This is a genomic window from Halomonas sp. AOP13-D3-9, assembly GCF_052379125.1.
GTDB lineage: Bacteria > Pseudomonadota > Gammaproteobacteria > Pseudomonadales > Halomonadaceae > Vreelandella.
On the sequence record NZ_JBQSYH010000009.1, the window covers coordinates 150,014 to 169,352 of the forward strand.

The following is a 19,339-nucleotide window of genomic DNA, read 5'->3' on the forward strand; positions in this document are numbered from 1 at the left end:
AATCTCCATGTCACGGTTAATGTTTTATATTATTGTCGGCTTTTTGCTGATCGCAGGTATTGCGACCAGCGTGCATCGCCATGTGCAGTTTGAAATTCCTTGGCTGCCCGGCGAACAACGCCAGGTGTGGGAAATTGAGGCGGGCATTAACTTCAATGCGCAAGACGGTCCTGTTCAGGTCGACTTGGCACTGCCCTCTCATCAGGCAGGCTACCGTGTACTGACTGAAAACACCGCATCGTCAGGCTATGGACTTGCTTATCAAGCGGATGAATTAGGCCGCACTGCCCGCTGGACAATTCGTCAAGCAGTGGGTAGCCAAACGCTCTACTACTCGGTGCAAATGTTGGTGTCGGAAGACGCTCGCTCACCGGTACAAACAGCCCCTGAAGTACCCATTACCACGCCCTGGGAAAGCCCCTACGACACGGCGGCCAACCAGCTGATTGAACAGGCCTGGGCACGCAGCGCCAACAATGCCACCTTCGCTCGCGAGCTAATTCGCGATATCAATGGTGAGCGTCAGGAGGAAAATGCACGCCTGTTGCTGACGCAAGAAAATCCTGCGGCATTGGTGGTGCGGTTACTGAATCAGGCGGGCGTTCAGGCCCGTGAGGTGAGCGGTCTGCTGTTGGAAGATGGCCGTCGTCGCCAAACGCTCAGCAGTTGGATTCAGGTGTTTGATCAATCGGGCGAAGAGTGGGCCATTTTTCACCCACTGACGGGCGAACAAGGCAAGCCTGACAATTTACTGTTGTGGGAAACCGGTGGTCGAGCGGTACTGGAGGTTCAAGGCGGTACCAATTCACGGGTTACGTTCTCCATGATGACCCACGACCAGCCGGCTTCGGCGGCGGTGCGCAACCACTACTCTGAAGACACGCTGCTGAATTTCTCTATTCACAGCCTGCCACTGGAAGAGCAAGCACTGTTCCAAACTATCTTGCTGATTCCCATTGGCGCGTTAATGGTGGTGTTTTTGCGTGTCTTGGTGGGTATTAAAACGTCCGGTACCTTTATGCCGGTGTTGATTGCCCTCGCCTTCATTCAAACCACCCTGCCAACCGGTTTGATTGGCTTCCTGCTTATCGTTGCTGTGGGTTTGATTATTCGTAACTATCTCTCCTACTTGAATTTATTGCTGGTGGCCAGGGTCTCAGCGGTGATTATTACGGTGATTGCGATTATCTCGATCTTCACCGTGCTGGCCTATCGCATGGGGCTTAGTGCGGGCTTAACGATTACCTTCTTCCCAATGATTATCCTGGCCTGGACGATCGAGCGGATGTCGATTCTATGGGAAGAGGAAGGCCCCAAGCAGGTGCTAATCCAGGGTGGCGGTAGTTTGGTCACGGCGGTTCTTGCCTACCTGGCGATGAATAACCCCTGGGTGCGCCACATCACCTTCAACTTCCTGGGTGTACAGTTGATATTGATGGCGTTGATCTTGCTGCTGGGTAATTACACAGGCTACCGTTTACTGGAACTGCGCCGCTTCAAGCCAATCACTGATGATGAGAAACCCTCATGAGTTGGCTGAAGAACTGGACGTGGCCCGCACGGTTGCGGGATAAAGGCATTATTGGTATGAATCGACGCAATATTCGCTATATTGGTCGTTACAATAAGCGGCGCCTTTACCCGCTGGTCGATGATAAGCTTAAAACCAAATTGCTGGCTCAGCAGTATGGGATTACCAGCCCCGAGCTGATTGGTACCGTGACCACTCAGTTTGGCGTTAAGCACATTGGCGAAATGCTCACCGGCCATGCAGGCTTTGTTATCAAGCCCGCCAAAGGGAGCGGCGGTAAAGGCATTCTGGTGGTTGAAAAAGTCGAAGATAACGCCTTTATCAAGCCAAGTGGCGCCAAGCTCTCTCTTACCGATGTTGAGCGGCACGTGTCGAATATTTTGTCGGGGTTGTACTCGTTAGGCGGCTCGCCCGACGTGGCGGTGATTGAAACGCTGATTAATTTCGATGAAAGCCTAATGGATTACACCTATGAAGGGGTTCCCGATATACGGGTAATCGTTTTTAAAGGTTACCCCGTTATGGCCATGATGCGCCTCTCCACCGCGGCATCTGACGGCAAAGCTAACCTGCACCAGGGTGCGGTAGGCGTGGGTTTAAACATAGCCACCGGGGCGGCCCTGCGTGCCGTTCAGTTTGACCGGCCCTGCTTTAGCCATCCGGATACCGGTCACGACCTGGCAAGTTTGGTCGTGCCCCAGTGGGAAACGCTGCTAAGTTTGGCGGCGGGCTGTTATGAGATGACTGGGCTTGGCTACCTGGGTACCGATATGGTGCTGGACCGCAAGTACGGCCCGATGCTGCTTGAGTTAAACGCGCGCCCTGGCTTGGCCATTCAAATGACCAATGGCGAAGGCTTGCGCCGCCGCCTGGATCTTATTGAGCGTCAACCCGATGGCGTGCCGGCTAAACAGCGTGTGGCCTTTGCCCAGCACCATTTCGCGCGGCAGAGTGAACTGGTAGATAGCGATCGGGTAGAAAGCCCTGACACCCCTTCCACCGGCGCGTAGACTACTATCGAGTAGGCTAATAACGTTCAACCGAGTTGCCCATGACCCAAGCGAGTACACTACTACAGCAGGCGGAGTCTCAGTGCCATATCCGCGGCGTGCGTTTCACTCCTATTCGCCGACGCGTGCTTGAGATGATTGCTGAAAATGGCGGTGGGCTAAAAGCCTACGATTTGCTCGATAAGCTCTCTACTGAGCACGCAGCCGCCCGTCCCCCGACCGTATACCGGGCGCTGGAGTTCTTAATTGATCAAGGGCTGGTGCATCGGATTGAGTCGCAGAACTCTTATGTGGCCTGTGCTTGCCCAGAGCATGCCCACGGTTTTCAGCTGCTTATTTGCCGCCAATGCGGTTATGTTGAAGAGCTGCATTTGGACGAGATCAGCGACCAACTGGCAGCGCTGGCAAAAAGCCAAGGCTTTAACGTTGAGCGCCAAACCATTGAGCTTCAAGGGCTCTGCCAGGATTGTCGATCGAACTGAGCCAGCTAATCGCGAACAGCTAATTTTTTCGTATAGTCAGCGAGTAAATCATGTCCCGTTTTGATCAAGTCGCGCCGGAGGCGTTGTTTAAACAACTAGAGCGTGCCACCCCCGAAGATAGCCTGCCTGCAGTTACCACGCTGCTGTCGGCTGTGCGCTTTAATGCCGACGGTTTAATTCCGGCAATTGCACAGCAGCACGACTCAAAAGAAGTGTTGATGATGGCGTGGATGAATCGCGAGGCACTTGAAGAGACCTTAGCCACCCAACGTGTTTGCTACTATTCGCGCTCGCGGGGAACGCTGTGGCGGAAGGGAGAGACGTCGGGTCAGCAGCAGCAGCTTATCTCCGCCGCGCTTGACTGCGATGGCGATACGCTACTGTTGCACGTCGAGCAAACCGGGCCTGCCTGCCACACTGGGCGGCGCAGCTGTTTCTATATTGCCGTTAACGAAGAGCAGGCTTCGATCACCAGTAATCCGTTGATTGATCCTGACACGCTCTACGGCAAGAAAACCTAGCTCTACACATGAAATGCCTAGCCCTGACTCGATTTATTTCAACGCTGTGCTCAGCTTCACGCTGGGCAGTGATGAAAATGATGATTGGCTGCGTCAGGGTCTATCAATATACGCTTAGCCCGTTGCTGGGCCCCCGCTGCCGTTTCTGGCCCAGCTGCTCGTCATACGCCATTGAAGCCATTCAGGTGCATGGGCCCTTAAAAGGCGGTTGGATGTCGCTTAAACGCATCGTCAAGTGCCACCCAGGCAATCCCGGCGGTATGGATCCGGTACCCGGCGGCCGTAGCGAGCAGCTGTGCCGCGAGGATGATGAACAGACGCCCTCTTCCTGCTGTGATCACCATCCTCGCTAATGCGTTTACCTGCTTCTGTTTTGGCTATTTCTGCTGTGCTACTGCGTAGATCTTCTCTAGCATGGCGTGCAAACCGTTGCTACGCGTTGGCGAGAGATGCTTGTCCAGGCCTAAATCAGCCAAGAAATGCGGTTCAGTGGCACGGATTTCAGCGGCTGTTCGCTCGCTGTAAATACGCAGCAGTACGGCGATCAGGCCAGACACAATGGCTGCATCAGACGTCGCTTTAAAAACCAGCTTATCGCCCTCCTCTTCATGGCGCAGCCACACATTGGACTGACAACCCTGAATTTTAAACTCCTCGATTTTCCACTCATCGGGGAAGTCAGGCAGCTGTTTACCCATATCGATAATGTACTGGTAACGGTCCATCCAGTTATCAAATATCTCGAAATCTTCGATCAGCTCTTGCTGGGCCTGTTCGGCGCCGGAAGTGCTCATGGTGCTTCCTTTTTCGGTGGTATCTGCGTGTTGTATGAATCTACCTCATTATAACGACTCAAAGGCGGCTTGAGGGAGCTATCAGGGAGTGAATTGCTTAATCGATGCCGCTGCTGCTCGCGGTGCCACTCAACGTCTTCGCTATGGAGATAGCGCGAAGTGGTATCCAGTCGCGCATGGCGTGCGCTCTCGGCCAAATGGCGCAGGCTAATACCCGACTGGGCCTGGTGGGTGATCGAAGTGTGCCGTAACCAGTGCGGCGTTGCCTGGTGAAGTGCGGCAATATGTTCAGGTGCACCGCCGCTAGCCTCAAGTGCTTGCGCCGCCTGCTGAAACGTCCCTCGAATAAGTCGATAAAGCTGGTTATGACCCAGGCCACGCTGACCATCCAGGGCGCGAAGCAACGGCATAGCGGTTTCCAACTGACTGGGGGTGTCAGGCAGTCCCAGTGCTTGGCGCCATTGGTACAGGCACTCCAGCATATCGTCGGGCAGCGGTATGCGCGCCATCTTGCTGCCCTTGCCCACCACATGCCACCACCAGCGCCCTTCACTGCGCTGGAAATCGCCCATGCGCGCATCGGCCATCTCGCTAAGGCGCGGTGCCAGCAGATAAGCAAAGCCAAAGATAAAGCGCCGCCGCGCTTGCTCAAAATGGGCGCGACTCCCCTCTCCAGCCGCTAACGGCGTATTCAGCCACGCCCATAGCCATACCCATAGATCGCTTTCCAGGTATCGCTCTATACGCGGCGTCTGGTTATTCAGTCGGCGCGATTTATCGCGCATCAAACGAAACGGGTTGTGGTTAACCCAACCGGCTTCCACCAGCCAAGCAAACATACCCTGCAGTATCACCAGACTTTGGCGTCGACTGGCAGGCGACAGCACGCCGCGAAATGGCCTCCACGCCGGATGCGAGCGGGGTTTTGATGGCCCAACCCATTGCTCGCAGGGCTGTGGGTCGGCGAGAAAGGCTTCGAATCGGCGCAGCGTTTCGCGGTTTATGTCGGCCAGTGTAAGCCCTTGGCTAGCCAGCCACAGCAGCAGGCGCTCCGACTCACGGCGGTAAGCTTTCCAGGTTTGGGGGCTATCCACGTACTCCTCCAGCCACGCCATCACCGCCTGGGCATCATTTTGGGCGCTAATGCGTCCGTCATTGGGCAAGGTGTTTAGCGGCCATAGCAGGCCAGTGGGTGTAATAACATTATTCGCCATACCTTTCTCCACCCTTATCCAAGCCCTTGTTTATAGGGTTTATTGACACTCTATAGTTCGTAAGTGTGCCGCTGTAGCTGAATAAATTCAAGATAATACGGGTAATCTTGAATTTATACGCAGTATCATAAATAATTTTACGTATTACATAATACGTAATTATTGCCTTTTGAATCATTAATGCCGACAATGGCGACGACAAATCCGGTAAGAAAAGCCCGCAAGGAAGGAGCGCTTCATGGCCCGCAACGGCATTCAGTACAGCGATGTGCAACAAGCGATAGATACCCTGCAGGCTCGCGGCGACACGCCCAGCGTGCAGCGCATCCGCGATGTGCTGGGCACCGGTAGCTTCACCACGATTAGTGATCACTTTCGCCAGTGGCGCAGCGAGCGGGAGCAAAATCGCGACGTGCCACCACCCAGAGGGGTGCCGGAAGTCGTGGTGACTATGGCCAGCGAGCTATGGCGCGAAGCCCAAGAGGTAGCGAATCAAACGCTGCTCCACTATCGCGAAGATGCAGACCGTCAAGTGGCAGATGCCCAGCAGCTTGCTGAGGAGGCTAAACAGCAGGCGGCCAACGCCGAACAGCGTGAAAGCGCCCTCGCCGAGCATTTACGCCATATTGAGCAGCGCATGGAGGCGTTAAACCGGGAATTAGCCGCCAGTCAAACCAGCGAACATCACTGGCATCAACAAGCTGAAACAGCGCTGAAAGAAGTCGCTCAACTGAAGCAGGCGCAACAGCAGCTAGAGAACCAGTTTGGCGTACAGCGCGATGCGCATAGCCAAGCCCTCAACGAGCAACAGGTCGCATGGGAGCAGCGGTTAGCACAGGAAGAGCAACGCCATGAAGCAGCCGAAGGGAGGCTGATGGCGATGCTGGATAGTGCTCAGCAGGCGCGCGCCCAGGAAGAGAAGAATTTCCAAAAACGTCTGCAGCAGTCTGAGCAGCGCATTGAGACATTGAGCCAGGAGCTAAAGACTAAACAGCAAGCGCTGCATGAGCTACAGATGGAAGCCAGCGAGCGCGAACAACAGCTTGGTGAGCAGGCGCAGCAAATTACATCGCTGGAGAAGCAGCAAAAAACACTAACTCAGCAGCTAGATGAGGCGAAGGCCGCATTAGATCGCCAAGCCCAGCAGCATGCCGAGCGCGAAACCGCACTGCAGCAAGCGTGGCAAGAGAAGCTCTGGAGCCGCATGGAGGCGCTGCAAATACAGCTGACGGCGCTGCCGGATGCGCTTTCAAAACAGAGTAGTAGGAACAGTGGCGGGAACAATGAAAATGAACAGTGAGAAAGGGTGTGCTTTTTAGTATCCGGCTTCTTTTTGATGTCGCACAGCAAGGATGGTGGCTGTTTCGCCATCGAAACGATATAGCGCAATATATCCGCTAGTTCCGAAATTAATCAGCCATTCCCGAAACATGGGATCCATGTCTTCAACAGGACGCCCTGCTTCCGGCTGATGTGCGAGTATTTTCACGCCTGCCCGTAGTGTTTTGATAGCACGGCGGGCTGCATCGACATCTTTTATGGCGAGAAAGCGATAGAGCCTCTGTACGTCTGCGAGAGCTGGCGGTGACCAAATCAGATGTGGCACTTAGGCAGATCCACGTCTTCACCCGCTTCAAGCTTCTCCAGCCAGGCGTCAGCTTCTTCCAGCGTAAGATGCAATCCGTTCTCCTGGTACGCTTTCCAGGCACCTAATGCATCTTGTTTGAAAGACTCTCTCTTCTCTTCACGCTCAACATAATCACGAATTGCTTCGCGCATGATCCAGTGCGATGAGCGATGTCGCGCTTCAGCCAAGTGCTGGATCCGACTTTTCAGCTCATCGTCTAGTTTTACAGATGTCGCCATGTTACCACCTCGATATTCAAAGGTATTACCTATGAATACTATACCCCCAACCTCTCGTAAGCCACATTGCAGCGCTAGGTCGTTAGGCAAGTTGCCTGGGAAAGAGACGTAAAAAAGCCCAGCGATTCAAGCTGGGCTTTTGAGTCTGACCATCGCTTATTTAGCGATAGTAGGCGTTAGTGGTATCGGTATGATCCGTCACGTCGCGAATACCCGCAAGCTCGGGAATGCGCTCCATCAGGGTTTTCTCAACGCCATCTTTCAGGGTTAAATCAACCGCTGCACAACCCTGGCAGCCACCGCCAAAGGCTAAGATGGCATACTGCTCTTCGGTGAGCTCAACCAGCTTGATTTCACCACCATGAGCCGCCAGCCCAGGATTGATCTCGCTGTAAAGCACGTAATTGATACGGTCTTCCAGCGGGCTATCGGCATTGACCTTAGGCATCTTGGCGTTCGGCGCTTTGATGGTCAGCTGACCGCCCATGCGATCCGCGTTGAAGTCCACCACCGCTTCTTCCAAAAACGCTAAGCTGTTTTTATCGAGAAAGACGTTGATTTTCTCAAGCTCCAGCGTGACATCGGTCGGCTCTTCTTCACCTGGGCGGCAGTAAGCTAGACACGTTTCCGCGTAGGGTGTGCCCGGCTGAGTAATAAAAATGCGTACCGCAATACCTTCGACGTTCTGCTTTTCCAGCAGTTCTGCCAAGTATTCCTGCGCGCTGTCTGTGATATCAATACCTTGGGTATCGATTTTAGTATCTGCTTCGCTAGTCGTGGTCATGAGGGCTGTCTTCCTCCCGTGGTAGTGGCGGCGCCACTTCACATGTCATTTGTGTCTATGGTAAGCAAAACAGCGCGCTGACACAATCCCGACTGTTTTAGTAGGCTATTTAGGTGTTGCTTCGCAAGATCGCGTATTGATTGTCTTTACTTATGCAACGTATAGCGCTCTCTAGGGGCGCCTTTTGCACTCCCTTTTGTTATCATTATGCGCCTTATAACGACAGATGCTGCTTTTCCGACGATAACAACATCCCCTTTGACGACTGTGACGCTGGAGAACTCCCCCTGCCATGGCTGATAGTGCTTTGATCGCAACCCTCACCCAACGCCTTGCCGAACGTATCCTGATTCTGGACGGCGGCATGGGCACCATGCTGCAGAATGCCCAGTTGAGCGAGGAAGATTTTCGCGGCGAACGGTTTAGCGACTGGCCCTCGGATCTCAAAGGCAATAATGATCTGCTCGCGCTTACCTGCCCCGAAGTGGTCACGCGGATTCACCGTGACTACCTGGAAGCCGGTGCCGACATTATCGAGACCAACACCTTTAACAGCACCCAGTTGTCACAGTCTGATTACGGCATGGAATCGCTGGTGGTTGAGCTTAACCGCGAATCAGCACGCCTAGCCCGTGAGGTGTGTGATGCGGTGGCCGCCGAAACCGGCGTGCCCCGCTATGTGGCGGGTGTGTTAGGCCCCACCTCGCGCACCGCGTCGCTATCGCCGGATGTGAATGATCCCGCCAAGCGTAACGTTACCTTTGATGAGCTGCGCGAGAACTACTATGAAGCCGCCGAGGCGCTGATTGCGGGCGGTGCCGATCTAATCATGATCGAAACCATCTTCGATACGCTTAACGCCAAGGCAGCGATCTATGCCCTGGAAGAGCTATTCGATGACCGCGGTGAGCGCTTACCGGTAATGATCTCTGGCACCATTACCGATGCCTCTGGCCGCACGCTTTCGGGTCAAACCACAGAGGCCTTCTGGAACTCGGTACGCCATGCTCAGCCGCTGTCGGTGGGTTTGAACTGCGCCCTGGGCGCCGAGGAGCTACGTCCTTACCTAGAAGAGCTCTCTACCAAAGCCGATACCTTTGTCTCCGCCCACCCCAACGCGGGGCTGCCCAACGAGTTTGGTGAGTACGACCAAACACCGGAAGAGATGTCGGAGATCGTCAGCGAGTTTGCCGCCAGTGGCCTAGTCAATATTATCGGCGGCTGCTGCGGCTCCACGCCTGAGCATATTCGCGCCATTGCTGATTCTGTTCGTGATATGGCGCCCCGGGTCATTCCTGAGCGCAGCCGCGCCTGCCGTTTATCCGGTCTAGAGCCGTTCAACATTGAGGCTGACTCGCTGTTCGTCAACGTCGGCGAGCGCACCAACGTCACAGGTTCGGCGCGCTTTAAGCGCCTGATTGTGGAAGAGGACTTCACCACCGCGCTGGAAGTTGCCCTAGAGCAAGTCGAAAGCGGTGCTCAGGTCATCGATATCAATATGGACGAGGGCATGCTCGAGTCCAAGGAAGCCATGGAGCGCTTTCTAAACCTGATTGCCGGCGAGCCGGATATCGCCCGTGTGCCGATTATGATCGACTCCTCCAAGTGGGAGATCATCGAAGCGGGCCTCAAGTGCGTTCAGGGCAAGGCGGTGGTGAACTCCATTTCGCTTAAAGAAGGCGAAGCCGCCTTTCGCGAGCAGGCAACCAAGTGCCGCCGCTTTGGTGCTGCCATCGTGGTGATGGCTTTTGATGAAGATGGCCAGGCAGACACCTTCGCCCGGAAAACCGAAATTTGTCAGCGCGCCTATCGCTTGCTGGTCGATGAGATCGGCTTTCCCGCCGAAGACATCATTTTTGATCCCAATATCTTTGCCATTGCCACCGGTATTGATGAGCACAATAACTACGCAGTCGACTTTATCGAAGCGACCCAGTGGATTCGTGACAACCTGCCCCACGCGATGATCTCGGGCGGTGTCTCTAACGTCTCGTTCTCGTTCCGGGGCAACAACCCGGTGCGCGAAGCGATTCACTCGGCGTTCCTTTATCATGCGATCCGCGCGGGCCTTTCCATGGGTATCGTCAACGCGGGCCAGCTCGCTGTTTATGACGATCTACCGGCTGAGCTGCGCGATGCGGTTGAAGATGTGGTGCTTAACCGGCGCAGCGACGGCACCGAGCGCTTGCTGGATATTGCCGATAAGTATAAAGGCGACGGTAGCGGCGCTCCGAAAAAAGAGGATCTTGAGTGGCGTAGCTGGCCGGTCAATAAGCGTATTGAACACGCGCTGGTAAAAGGCATCACCGTTTATATCGAAGATGATACCGAACAGGCCCGCGCTGAGGCCGAACGCCCCATTGAGGTTATCGAAGGCCCCTTGATGGACGGCATGAATGTGGTCGGCGACCTGTTTGGCGATGGCAAGATGTTCTTGCCGCAGGTGGTTAAGTCCGCGCGAGTGATGAAACAGGCCGTCGCCTACTTGATCCCCTATATCGAAGCCGAGAAGAGCGAAGAGACCAAGGCCAAAGGCAAAATCGTTATGGCCACGGTGAAAGGCGATGTTCACGATATCGGCAAAAATATCGTTGGTGTCGTGCTGCAGTGTAATAACTACGAAGTGATCGACCTGGGCGTTATGGTCGCCGCAGACAAGATCTTGCAGGCGGCCAAAGATCACAATGCTGATATTATCGGCCTATCAGGATTGATCACCCCGTCGCTGGATGAAATGGTGCACGTCGCCAAAGAAATGCAGCGCCGCGGCATGGATCTACCGCTGCTAATTGGCGGAGCCACCACTTCAAAAGCGCACACCGCCGTCAAAATCGAGCCCCAGTATGAGCACCCGGTGATTTACGTGACCGACGCCTCCCGGGCCGTGGGCGTAGCGGGCAAATTATTGACGCCTGCCTTGAAAACACCTTACGTCGCCGAGATCCGTGAAGAGTACGAAAAGGTGCGCGAGCGTAACGCCAAGCGCCGCCCCAAAGCGGCGGATCTGGACTACACCCAGGCGCGTAAGCGGCGTTTCCGCACCGACTGGAACAACCATACCCCCGCCGAGCCCAATATGTTGGGGCTAAAAACTTTCGATGACTACGACCTGGAAGAACTGATCGAACGCATCGACTGGACGCCCTTCTTTATGAGCTGGCAGCTAGCGGGCAAGTACCCCAAGATTCTCGACGACAAGGTCGTCGGAGAAGCCGCCCGCAACCTGTTTGAAGACGCCAAAGTCATGTTGCGCAAGTTGGTTGAGGAGAAGCGCGTCCAGGCCCGCGGTGTTATCGGCCTATGGCCCGCCAATAGCGTCGATGACGACGTTATTGAGGTCTATGCGGATGAGTCGCGCAGCGAAGTCGTCGAGCGCTTGCATCATATTCGTCAGCAAACCACCAAAGGCCGCGACGGTATCTGCTACAGTCTGGCCGACTTTATTGCCCCCAAAGAGAGCGGCAAAGCCGATTGGATTGGTGGCTTTGCGGTCACCACCGGCCACGGCGTCGATAAGCTCTCCAAAGCTTATGAGGCCGCTGGCGACGACTACAATGCGATTATGGTGCAGGCCTTGACGGATCGCCTTGCGGAAGCCTTCGCCGAGCGCATGCACGAACGGGTGCGTAAAGAGTTTTGGGGCTATGTGCCGGAAGAAACGCTGGACAACGATGCCTTGATCGCCGAGAAATACCAGGGTATCCGCCCTGCCCCTGGCTACCCCGCCTGCCCGGATCACACCGAGAAAGCCACGCTATTCCGGTTGCTTGATGCCACTGAAAATACCGGCTTGGCGTTGACCGAGAACTTCGCCATGTGGCCTGCAGCGGCGGTTTCCGGCTGGTACTTTGCCCATCCGCAGTCGAAATACTTCTCTACCGGTAAGATCACCCGAGATCAGGTCGAGGCCATTGCCGCACGTAAGCAGATGCCCCTTGAGGAAATGGAGCGCTGGCTCTCGCCGGTACTCTCCTACGACCCGAGCTGATTAATGCTGTCAGTTGGCCGTCACGGCAAGGTTATGCGCCTTGCCTTACCGATCATGCTGGGCATGCTCTCCCAGAGCATGCTCAACTTGATCGATGCCGCACTGGTAGGGCATTTAGGCGAGGTAGCCCTTGCTGGAGTGGGAGTGGGCGGTTACGCCATGTTTATGCTCAGTGCTGTCGTGTTTGGACTCTCCTCCAGCGTGCAGTCACAAACTGCTCATCGCGTCGGTGCCGCCCACACAGAGATCGCCCACCCGCTCAGGTCGGGGCTGGTGATTGGGCTTGCCGTTGCCCTGCCGCTGACTCTCTGGGCCTGGTGGCAAGCGCCGCTGCTGATTAGCTTGATTAGCCAAGCCGATGACGTTCAAGCCGTTGCGGTTAGCTATTTTCGTTGGCGGGTGGTGTCACTGATGGCCATTGCGCTAACGCTCTGCTTTCGTGGCTACTGGAATGGCCGTCAACAGACGCACCTCTACTTACGAATCATTGTGGCGGTTCATGTGCTCAACGTGGCGGTCAGCGCTGTTTTGATTTATGGCCTGGGAGGCCTGCCTGCAATGGGGTCTAGCGGCGCGGGTGCCGGTACGACACTGTCGCTGTTTATAGGCTTGATTGCGTGGTGCTGGGTAAGCATAAAAAGCCCCTCTAGCGCGCATTTTTTGACACACCTACCCAGCTTAGCCACCCTGCGTACTACTCTGGTTCTTGCCGCCCCCCACTCTTTGCAGCAGCTGCTGTTCGCAGCGGGTTACGCGGTACTCATTGGGTTATTGAGCCAGCTGGGCACGGCCAGCGTTGCGGTGGGTCATGTGTTGATTAATCTGTCGCTGTTGCTGATTCTGCCCGGAGTGGGGGTTGGCGTTGCGGCGATGAGCCTGGTGGGTGAGGCGTTAGGCCGGGATGCTCAGCAGGAGGCCCACCGCTGGGGTCTGGATGCGCTGCGGGTCGCCTGGTTGCTCCTGCTTGTTCTGGCGCTGCCGATGTTGGTCGTGCCCGAGCAGGTGCTCGTACTCTTTTTTACCAACAGTGAGCTCGTCGAGCTGGGTAAACTTCCGCTGCAGCTAACCGGCGTTATGATTGTGCTGGATGCCGCGGCCCTGGTGCTTGCCCAGGCGTTAATGGGCGCAGGCGCCCAGCGCACGGTTATGATGCTCACCCTGGGGATGCAGTGGCTGCTTTTTTTACCCCTGGCCTGGTGGGTGGGGATTGGCTTAGAACAGGGTTTATTAGGTATTTGGCTTATGCAACTGCTTTATCGATTGATAAACTCAGCCGGATTTTTATGGGTATGGCAGCGCCGCCGCTGGCTGGCCCCCGCTTTCTAACTCGTTGAGTGGCCCATGATACGTGTTCTAAATAGCTTTTAGAGATAAAAAGATAATTATATATTCTTTTGTAGAATATGACGCCCGCGTTAAGGTGACACTATATTAACGTCCGTCTCAACGTGACCATTTCGCTTTTAGCAGGATCGTGCCCCATGTACCGTTATGATATTCACGACCAAACCCTGGTTGATGAGCGTGTCGCTCAGTTCCGTGACCAAATGGAACGCTACCGCGCCGGGCGTTTGGGAGAAGAAGAGTTCCGTCCGTTACGGTTGCAAAACGGCCTCTATATTCAACGCCATGCGCCCATGCTGCGCATTGCGATTCCTTACGGCATGCTGGCAGGCAGCCAGCTACGTGCCTTGGCTGAGATCACTCGCCGTTACGACCGCGGCTATGGCCACTTTACTACGCGGCAAAACCTACAGTTGAACTGGCCTGCCCTTGAAGACGTGCCGGATATTCTGGCCGATCTCGCCAAGGTGCAGATGCATGCCATTCAAACCAGTGGTAACTGCATTCGTAACACCACCAGCGACCAGTTTGCCGGCATCGCCAACGATGAAGTGGAAGATCCACGTCCCTGGTGTGAGTTAATCCGCCAGTGGTCAACCTTGCATCCGGAATTCGCCTATCTGCCCCGCAAGTTCAAAATCGCGGTCAGCGGTGCGGCCCAAGACCGTGCCGCAATCCAGGTTCACGATATTGGCCTGCGTTTTTGGTACAACGCCGACGGCGAGCTGCGTATAAAAGTGTTGGCCGGTGGCGGCCTGGGCCGTACCCCGATGATTGCGGACGTGGTTCGTGAAGATCTGCCCTGGCAGCATTTGTTGACCTACCTGGAAGCCTGCGTACGGGTTTACAACCAGTTTGGTCGCCGGGATAACAAGTTCAAGGCGCGGATTAAAATTCTGGTCAAAGCGCTGGGTATTGAAGAGTTCCGTCGTCGGGTGGATGAAGAGTGGGCGCATTTAAAAGATGGCCCGCAGACGCTTAACCAAGCAGCGGTTGATGCGGCTAAAGTTCACTTCCCCGAGCCTGATCGTCGCCCGGTTGCAGCAAACGCTAACGAAGAATTTGACCGCCTGCGTGCAGAAAATCGCAGCTTTGCACGATTTGTCACTAACAACGTAACCGATCATAAGGTGCCTGGGTATAAAGCCGTGACGCTATCGCTGAAGCGCCGCGAGCACGCGCCTGGTGATGTCACCGCCGATCAGATGGAAGCCGTGGCTGATTTAGCCGATCGCTACAGCTTTGGTGAAGTGCGCGTCACCCACGAGCAGAACCTGGTGCTTTCTGACGTTCCGGTCGACGAGCTGGAAGCACTTTGGCAAGAGCTTGAAGCGCTGGGTATGGCGAACCCCACTGTGGGCACGCTCAACGATATTATCTGCTGCCCTGGCGGCGACTACTGCAGCCTGGCCAATGCGGTATCGATTCCCATCGCCCAAGCACTGCAGGAGCGCTTTGAAGATCTAGACTTCCTGTATGATCTTGGCCCGCTGGATCTGAATATCTCCGGCTGCATGAACGCCTGTGGCCACCACCACGTTGGCCATATCGGCATCCTGGGCGTGGATAAAAAAGGTGAAGAGTTCTACCAAATATCGATTGGCGGTAACTCCACCGACGATGCCTCGCTGGGTAAGATTTTAGGCCCGTCCTTTTTCCGCTCAGACGTGCCGGACGTAGTGGAAAAAGTATTGGAAGTCTATGTGTCACAGCGCCATGAGGACGAACGCTTCTTGGATACTTACCGCCGTATTGGCCTAAAACCCTTTAAGGAGCGTGTCTATGCCTAATAAAACCGGGCCTAATAAAACAGCTGAGACGCAAACTGAAGCGGTTGAGCAAACACCGGTTCATGTCGATCACCTGATTGCCAACGGCGAGCTGGCGGCGGAGAACGCTTGGTGTGTCTCCTATGATGAAGACACGCTACCCGAGCAACGCCCGGCGTTTGTGCCTTTGGCACTATGGCAAGCGAATCAAGATGATGATGAGCTGGCACCGCTACTTACCAGCGATACCGAGCTGACAGCAGAATTAGCCAAGCAGCTGAGTAGTTCTGCGGCGGTCGCCATTGATTTCCCCGCCTTCACTGATGGCCGTGGCTACTCCATCGCTCGCCTGCTTCGCGAGCGTTACGACTACCGTGGTGAAGTGCGCGCCGTAGGCGACGTCTTGGTTGATCAGTTGGATTACATGCGCCGCTGTGGTTTCAGTGCGATGGCGCTGCGTGATGACCAGCATCCAGATGATGCCCTACGTGCGCTCAGCTTTATCAGCGTTCGCTACCAGCCTGATGTGGAAGAGCGTCAGGCGCTGTTTGAACGCCGCTTAGCCACTAGGGATTAAACGCACATTCCATCCATCAAGTAATGTTAAAGGGCAGCGTCAGCTGCCCTTTTTATTTGTGAACAGCGTTATTGTAAAACCGTCACCCTCGGCGCTTTTGCTGGCGCTCGCGGTTATTGGTCTTAGCGCGGTCACTTTTGCGTAGCATCACCCAGGTAGCCCCCAGCCCCCCTTCCGAAGGCTGTGCGGATACGTACGCCTGCACTTCCTCGAACTGGCTGAGCCACTTGGCTAGGTACGAACGCAGCACGTTCGCTGGACTATCAATCTCGCGGCCACGGCCATGCACGATCATAACGGAGCGTAAATCGTGGGCGTAGGCTTCTTGAATAAACGGAAATAGCATGCGGCGACACTCACTTAATGGCCGCCTTAATAGATGCAACTGCGATTGAACGCTATAGCCACCGTGCCTTAATTTATCGACCACGCCTTGTTGAATGCCCTCACGGCGATACTCCATGGGATCAAAGGGGGGCAGCAGATCGACAAAATCGTCGGATAGAAAGTTGCGCGCGCCCATCTCTTCTTCTGCCCATTCTCGCCGGGCCAACTGTGATTCAGAAGGGCTCGTACGGTTAGCGCCTGGGTCTGCACGGTTGCTCGGTGGCAGTGGCTTAACATCGCCAACAAGAGCACGAAAATCCGTATGTTCACGAAGTGGCTGATTCATTGCAGGCTCCTCCGTTAAGGTCTACTCGGTATCCTAGCAAATCCAGGCACTTTGCTTAAGAAGATTCAATAAGTCGATAACCTAGGGCCTGTTGACGTTTCACTCGCGGCCGCGCTGGAGCCCGTTTTTATTCGCGGCAAGGCAGGAGGAGAGAGGTTTGGTGGTTCCAAATGAGCGACGACTAACGCCGCCGCGGATAAAAACGGGCCCATCCCTTCGGGTTGCCCCACAAAGCGCGCCATACGGCGTTGCAAAACTTGAAAAGGGAACCCACCCTTCCCAGCGTTTTGCGCCTTGTCTGACGCGCTTTGTGGGGCAACGCGGTTCGCGCTGAAACGTCAACAGGCCCTAGAACTTGTCATTGTCTGTTGGGCGCGCCAAGCTAACCAGCCATTTTTGTATCGTTCATAGTGAGTCAAAGATAGTGAGGCAACGTATGGTGTGGCTAAAACGCCTGTTAATGTTAAGCGCTGTGGGGTTCTTCGCCCTAGCCGGGTGGCTCTGGCTAACCATGCTCAGCCCTTGGTTTTATGACCGCCCTGACGACCTCCCCGCTATCGAACAGCGCACCCATCAGGTGTTTGTTTACGGCACGCTTCGCTATGCGGTTGTGCGCTTGGTCGTTATGGGTAGCTTCGGCGACCCTGAGGAAGCCGTGCTTGAGGGGTACCAGCGCAACGGTCTCGATCTTTCACCGCAGCCGGGGAGTAACGTGGAGGGCCTATTGTTACGTGTGGACGCCAAACAGCTGGCGCGCCTTGACCGCTACGAGCGACTTGGAGTTCGCTACGAGCGGGTGGCGATAACCCTCGACGATGGCACTCGCGCCTGGGTCTACCAACGCCTGCCAGCGCGACAAAAAGCGTGGGTACCGTACACGGACTTGCCGATAGCTCTGGTACCATAGGCAGCTGCGCGGTGCCCTATTGCCCAGCCAGCTTTTATGAACCCATTCAGGAATAGTGATGAGTGAGATGACCCCTTACGTTTTGGTTCTCTACTACTCGCGTTCAGGCGCGACCGCCACCATGGCGCAGCAGATCGCGGCCGGCGTGGAAAGTGTGCCCGGCATTCAGGCGCGTTTGCGCACGGTAGCGCCGGTATCAACAACCTGCGAAGCCGTTGACCCAGAAATTCCTGCTGAAGGCGCGGTCTACGTTGACCTGGACGACCTGCGCAACTGCAGCGCGTTAGCACTGGGCAGCCCTACTAGGTTTGGCAACATGGCCGCACCGCTTAAGTATTTTATCGATTCTACCAGCAGCCTGTGGATGAACGGCGCTTTAATCGACAAGCCTGCCAGCGCTTTTACTTCTACTTCAAGCCTGCACGGTGGGCAGGAGAGCACCCTGCTCACCATGCTGGTGCCGCTACTGCATCACGGTATGGTCTATGCAGGAGTGCCTTATAGCGAAACCACCTTGCTAGAGACACGCACCGGCGGCACCCCCTATGGTGCGAGCCATTTGGCAGGGACGCGGAGTGACCGCTCGGTCGACGAGCACGAGCGCGCACTGTGTGTTGCCCAGGGTAAACGATTGGCGCGTCTTGCCTTGGCACTGCACGCTATGCGTCAGGAGGCATTATGAGGCAGTGGCTGGAGGATGTAGAAGCACGCCATGGGCTTGATAAACTGACCCTTCGAAGCCGACAGGTGGTATTAGCCAGCTTTGCCATACTGCTGCTACTGGTTGTTTACCGTGGCCTTGTACTCCAAGGCGACGAATTTAATTGGCGCCCTGTGGTCGCGTTCGTGCTTCCCCTGGTGCTGTTTTTACCCTCCATCATTGGTAAACGCGCACGCGGGCACGCATGGCTCGCTTTTGTCAGCCTGCTCTACTTCACCCAAGGCGTGATGTTAATAACCCTCCCTGGGCAAGGTCTGCGCGGAATTCTAGAGGCGGTTGTCGCGCTGGTGCTGTTTGCTGGCTGCATGGGCTATGCGCGCTTTCGCAGTCGACAGTTGCGTCAACAGAAAACGGGGCAATAAAAATAAGTGCTTTAAAACCACAGCCATAGGACGACGCCAGCAGCAATAAATAAACTGCCGATGGCACGTAAACGCAGCGTGGCAACATTACACGGTTCGTTACGCGCATCGACTGGCTGCTGGCGAAAGCGCTTGGTACCTACCAGCATTGCTGTTACTAGCGGTTCACCCAGCAGCCGATGTACGATCAAGCCAGCTAGATGCAGCCCGATTAGAATGATGAGTAGATCACTATTGAGTTGATGCAGGGTTCTAAGCTGGCTACCTGCCCCATCGCCAAATACGCCATAGAGCGGCGCCTGAAAAAAGATATCGTCACTTAAAAACAGGCCGCTCACTGCTTGAAAACTAAGCGAAAGCAGCATCAGTAGTACCATCCCCCCGCCTAGTGGATTATGGCTGGCATAAGCGCCGGGCCGACGCTTTAGCAGCAATTGGGAATAAGCAACCGTTTCAACGGGTGGATATAAAAACGTTTTAAATCTCGCATACACGCTACCCAGTAGGCCCCACAGCCCACGAAAGACGAGTAAACCTATTACCAGGTAGCCCGCTTGGGCGTGCACTTCAACCGGAAATAGAAAGGGCGCACCGCTGGTCTTGGTGGTATAAAAGGAGACCAACACCGCCGCCACTAACCCCCAGTGAAATAGGCGAACCCAAATATCCCATACCTCAATCGCTACCTTCTCTCGCATAACCTATCCTCATTAGCAGTGATGAGCTTACAGTGGGTGAGCCCGGAATGATGAGATAGCTTCGCATTAATTGAGCCTGTCTCATAGAATGTGAGACA

Annotated in this window: 20 protein-coding genes; 13 read left to right on the plus strand and 7 right to left on the minus strand. The window is 55.1% G+C overall.

Features of this window, described 5'->3' with window-relative positions:
• The first annotated feature begins 7 nt into the window (after positions 1-7).
• From ACT3UM_RS11860 to yidD, 5 genes are all read left to right on the plus strand, one after another.
• On the plus strand, positions 8-1,531 hold the full coding sequence (locus tag ACT3UM_RS11860; RefSeq protein ID WP_498899001.1) for an inactive transglutaminase family protein: 1,524 nt from the start codon (positions 8-10) through the stop codon (positions 1,529-1,531).
• Positions 1,528-2,541: an alpha-L-glutamate ligase-like protein gene (locus ACT3UM_RS11865; protein WP_498899003.1), complete on the plus strand. Its 1,014-nt coding sequence runs from the start codon at positions 1,528-1,530 to the stop codon at positions 2,539-2,541. Before ACT3UM_RS11860 ends, ACT3UM_RS11865 begins: the two co-directional genes overlap by 4 nt.
• Positions 2,542-2,582: 41 nt before the next feature.
• Positions 2,583-3,023, plus strand: coding sequence for a transcriptional repressor (locus ACT3UM_RS11870; RefSeq protein ID WP_035579298.1), 441 nt, complete (start codon positions 2,583-2,585; stop codon positions 3,021-3,023).
• A gap of 50 nt (positions 3,024-3,073) precedes the next feature.
• On the plus strand, positions 3,074-3,544 hold the full coding sequence (hisI, locus tag ACT3UM_RS11875; RefSeq protein WP_498899005.1) for a phosphoribosyl-AMP cyclohydrolase: 471 nt from the start codon (positions 3,074-3,076) through the stop codon (positions 3,542-3,544).
• 71 nt (positions 3,545-3,615) lie between these two features.
• Positions 3,616-3,897, plus strand: a complete 282-nt coding sequence (yidD, locus tag ACT3UM_RS11880) for a membrane protein insertion efficiency factor YidD (protein ID WP_498899006.1) — start codon at positions 3,616-3,618, stop codon at positions 3,895-3,897.
• 24 nt (positions 3,898-3,921) lie between these two features.
• On the opposite strand, the gene ACT3UM_RS11885 is transcribed toward yidD, so the two are convergent.
• Complete coding sequence (locus ACT3UM_RS11885; RefSeq protein ID WP_035579304.1) at positions 3,922-4,338, minus strand: SufE family protein; 417 nt, start codon at positions 4,336-4,338, stop codon at positions 3,922-3,924.
• A complete protein-coding gene (locus ACT3UM_RS11890) occupies positions 4,335-5,552 on the minus strand; it encodes a tyrosine-type recombinase/integrase (RefSeq protein WP_498899008.1) in 1,218 nt (405 codons plus the stop codon). Before ACT3UM_RS11890 ends, ACT3UM_RS11885 begins: the two co-directional genes overlap by 4 nt.
• Before the next feature lie 238 nt (positions 5,553-5,790).
• On the opposite strand from ACT3UM_RS11890, the gene ACT3UM_RS11895 reads away from it, so the two are divergent.
• Entirely contained in the window at positions 5,791-6,852 is a 1,062-nt protein-coding gene (locus ACT3UM_RS11895) for a DNA-binding protein (protein WP_498899010.1), read from the plus strand.
• A 15-nt stretch (positions 6,853-6,867) separates the two neighbouring features.
• Here ACT3UM_RS11895 and ACT3UM_RS11900 read toward each other — a convergent pair whose 3' ends face one another.
• From ACT3UM_RS11900 to nfuA, 3 genes are all read right to left on the minus strand, one after another.
• A complete protein-coding gene (locus tag ACT3UM_RS11900) occupies positions 6,868-7,158 on the minus strand; it encodes a type II toxin-antitoxin system RelE/ParE family toxin (protein ID WP_498899011.1) in 291 nt (96 codons plus the stop codon).
• Positions 7,146-7,418 (minus strand): CopG family ribbon-helix-helix protein, encoded by a 273-nt coding sequence (locus ACT3UM_RS11905; protein ID WP_498899013.1) that lies wholly within the window; start codon positions 7,416-7,418, stop codon positions 7,146-7,148. Before ACT3UM_RS11905 ends, ACT3UM_RS11900 begins: the two co-directional genes overlap by 13 nt.
• Positions 7,419-7,578: 160 nt before the next feature.
• Positions 7,579-8,202 (minus strand): Fe-S biogenesis protein NfuA, encoded by a 624-nt coding sequence (gene nfuA, locus ACT3UM_RS11910; protein ID WP_498899015.1) that lies wholly within the window; start codon positions 8,200-8,202, stop codon positions 7,579-7,581.
• 292 nt (positions 8,203-8,494) lie between these two features.
• Here nfuA and metH point away from each other — a divergent pair, with 292 nt between their 5' ends.
• From metH to ACT3UM_RS11930, 4 genes are all read left to right on the plus strand, one after another.
• Positions 8,495-12,190 carry a methionine synthase gene (gene metH / locus ACT3UM_RS11915; protein WP_498899017.1) on the plus strand — a complete coding sequence of 1,232 codons (3,696 nt, stop codon included), beginning with the start codon at positions 8,495-8,497 and terminating at the stop codon, positions 12,188-12,190.
• A 3-nt stretch (positions 12,191-12,193) separates the two neighbouring features.
• On the plus strand, positions 12,194-13,516 hold the full coding sequence (locus ACT3UM_RS11920; RefSeq protein ID WP_498899019.1) for an MATE family efflux transporter: 1,323 nt from the start codon (positions 12,194-12,196) through the stop codon (positions 13,514-13,516).
• A gap of 155 nt (positions 13,517-13,671) precedes the next feature.
• Entirely contained in the window at positions 13,672-15,324 is a 1,653-nt protein-coding gene (locus tag ACT3UM_RS11925) for a nitrite/sulfite reductase (RefSeq protein WP_498899020.1), read from the plus strand.
• Positions 15,317-15,880, plus strand: coding sequence for a DUF934 domain-containing protein (locus tag ACT3UM_RS11930; protein WP_498899022.1), 564 nt, complete (start codon positions 15,317-15,319; stop codon positions 15,878-15,880). The genes ACT3UM_RS11925 and ACT3UM_RS11930 overlap by 8 nt, the downstream gene beginning before the upstream one ends.
• 82 nt (positions 15,881-15,962) lie before the next feature.
• On the opposite strand, the gene smrA is transcribed toward ACT3UM_RS11930, so the two are convergent.
• The gene (gene smrA, locus ACT3UM_RS11935; RefSeq protein ID WP_035579320.1) at positions 15,963-16,553 is read right to left on the minus strand and encodes a DNA endonuclease SmrA; all 591 of its coding nucleotides are present in this window, start codon (positions 16,551-16,553) and stop codon (positions 15,963-15,965) included.
• Positions 16,554-16,989: 436 nt separating this feature from the next.
• Here smrA and ACT3UM_RS11940 point away from each other — a divergent pair, with 436 nt between their 5' ends.
• Genes ACT3UM_RS11940 through ACT3UM_RS11950 form a run of 3 tightly spaced genes read left to right on the plus strand, consistent with a single transcriptional unit; the run spans position 16,990 to position 18,543 of the window.
• A complete protein-coding gene (locus ACT3UM_RS11940) occupies positions 16,990-17,460 on the plus strand; it encodes a gamma-glutamylcyclotransferase family protein (RefSeq protein WP_498899024.1) in 471 nt (156 codons plus the stop codon).
• 58 nt (positions 17,461-17,518) lie between these two features.
• Positions 17,519-18,142 carry an NAD(P)H:quinone oxidoreductase gene (wrbA, locus tag ACT3UM_RS11945; protein WP_035579325.1) on the plus strand — a complete coding sequence of 208 codons (624 nt, stop codon included), beginning with the start codon at positions 17,519-17,521 and terminating at the stop codon, positions 18,140-18,142.
• Positions 18,139-18,543 (plus strand): DUF2069 domain-containing protein, encoded by a 405-nt coding sequence (locus ACT3UM_RS11950; protein ID WP_035579327.1) that lies wholly within the window; start codon positions 18,139-18,141, stop codon positions 18,541-18,543. Before wrbA ends, ACT3UM_RS11950 begins: the two co-directional genes overlap by 4 nt.
• A gap of 11 nt (positions 18,544-18,554) precedes the next feature.
• Here ACT3UM_RS11950 and ACT3UM_RS11955 read toward each other — a convergent pair whose 3' ends face one another.
• Positions 18,555-19,241: a cytochrome b/b6 domain-containing protein gene (locus tag ACT3UM_RS11955; RefSeq protein WP_498899027.1), complete on the minus strand. Its 687-nt coding sequence runs from the start codon at positions 19,239-19,241 to the stop codon at positions 18,555-18,557.
• Positions 19,242-19,339: the final 98 nt, after the last annotated feature.

Excerpts from the sequence above, each read along its gene's own strand:
- ACT3UM_RS11905 (WP_498899013.1), bottom strand. The coding sequence starts at position 7,418 with ATGGCGACATCTGTAAAACTAGACGATGAGCTGAAAAGTCGGATCCAG.
- ACT3UM_RS11925 (WP_498899020.1), top strand. The coding sequence starts at position 13,672 with ATGTACCGTTATGATATTCACGACCAAACCCTGGTTGATGAGCGTGTC.
- wrbA (WP_035579325.1), top strand. The coding sequence starts at position 17,519 with ATGAGTGAGATGACCCCTTACGTTTTGGTTCTCTACTACTCGCGTTCA.
- ACT3UM_RS11940 (WP_498899024.1), top strand. The coding sequence starts at position 16,990 with ATGGTGTGGCTAAAACGCCTGTTAATGTTAAGCGCTGTGGGGTTCTTC.
- ACT3UM_RS11860 (WP_498899001.1), top strand. The coding sequence starts at position 8 with ATGTCACGGTTAATGTTTTATATTATTGTCGGCTTTTTGCTGATCGCA.
- ACT3UM_RS11895 (WP_498899010.1), top strand. The coding sequence starts at position 5,791 with ATGGCCCGCAACGGCATTCAGTACAGCGATGTGCAACAAGCGATAGAT.
- yidD (WP_498899006.1), top strand. The coding sequence starts at position 3,616 with ATGAAAATGATGATTGGCTGCGTCAGGGTCTATCAATATACGCTTAGC.
- smrA (WP_035579320.1), bottom strand. The coding sequence starts at position 16,553 with ATGAATCAGCCACTTCGTGAACATACGGATTTTCGTGCTCTTGTTGGC.
- ACT3UM_RS11930 (WP_498899022.1), top strand. The coding sequence starts at position 15,317 with ATGCCTAATAAAACCGGGCCTAATAAAACAGCTGAGACGCAAACTGAA.
- ACT3UM_RS11950 (WP_035579327.1), top strand. The coding sequence starts at position 18,139 with ATGAGGCAGTGGCTGGAGGATGTAGAAGCACGCCATGGGCTTGATAAA.
- hisI (WP_498899005.1), top strand. The coding sequence starts at position 3,074 with ATGTCCCGTTTTGATCAAGTCGCGCCGGAGGCGTTGTTTAAACAACTA.
- metH (WP_498899017.1), top strand. The coding sequence starts at position 8,495 with ATGGCTGATAGTGCTTTGATCGCAACCCTCACCCAACGCCTTGCCGAA.
- ACT3UM_RS11865 (WP_498899003.1), top strand. The coding sequence starts at position 1,528 with ATGAGTTGGCTGAAGAACTGGACGTGGCCCGCACGGTTGCGGGATAAA.
- nfuA (WP_498899015.1), bottom strand. The coding sequence starts at position 8,202 with ATGACCACGACTAGCGAAGCAGATACTAAAATCGATACCCAAGGTATT.
- ACT3UM_RS11920 (WP_498899019.1), top strand. The coding sequence starts at position 12,194 with ATGCTGTCAGTTGGCCGTCACGGCAAGGTTATGCGCCTTGCCTTACCG.
- ACT3UM_RS11890 (WP_498899008.1), bottom strand. The coding sequence starts at position 5,552 with ATGGCGAATAATGTTATTACACCCACTGGCCTGCTATGGCCGCTAAAC.
- ACT3UM_RS11870 (WP_035579298.1), top strand. The coding sequence starts at position 2,583 with ATGACCCAAGCGAGTACACTACTACAGCAGGCGGAGTCTCAGTGCCAT.
- ACT3UM_RS11885 (WP_035579304.1), bottom strand. The coding sequence starts at position 4,338 with ATGAGCACTTCCGGCGCCGAACAGGCCCAGCAAGAGCTGATCGAAGAT.
- ACT3UM_RS11955 (WP_498899027.1), bottom strand. The coding sequence starts at position 19,241 with ATGCGAGAGAAGGTAGCGATTGAGGTATGGGATATTTGGGTTCGCCTA.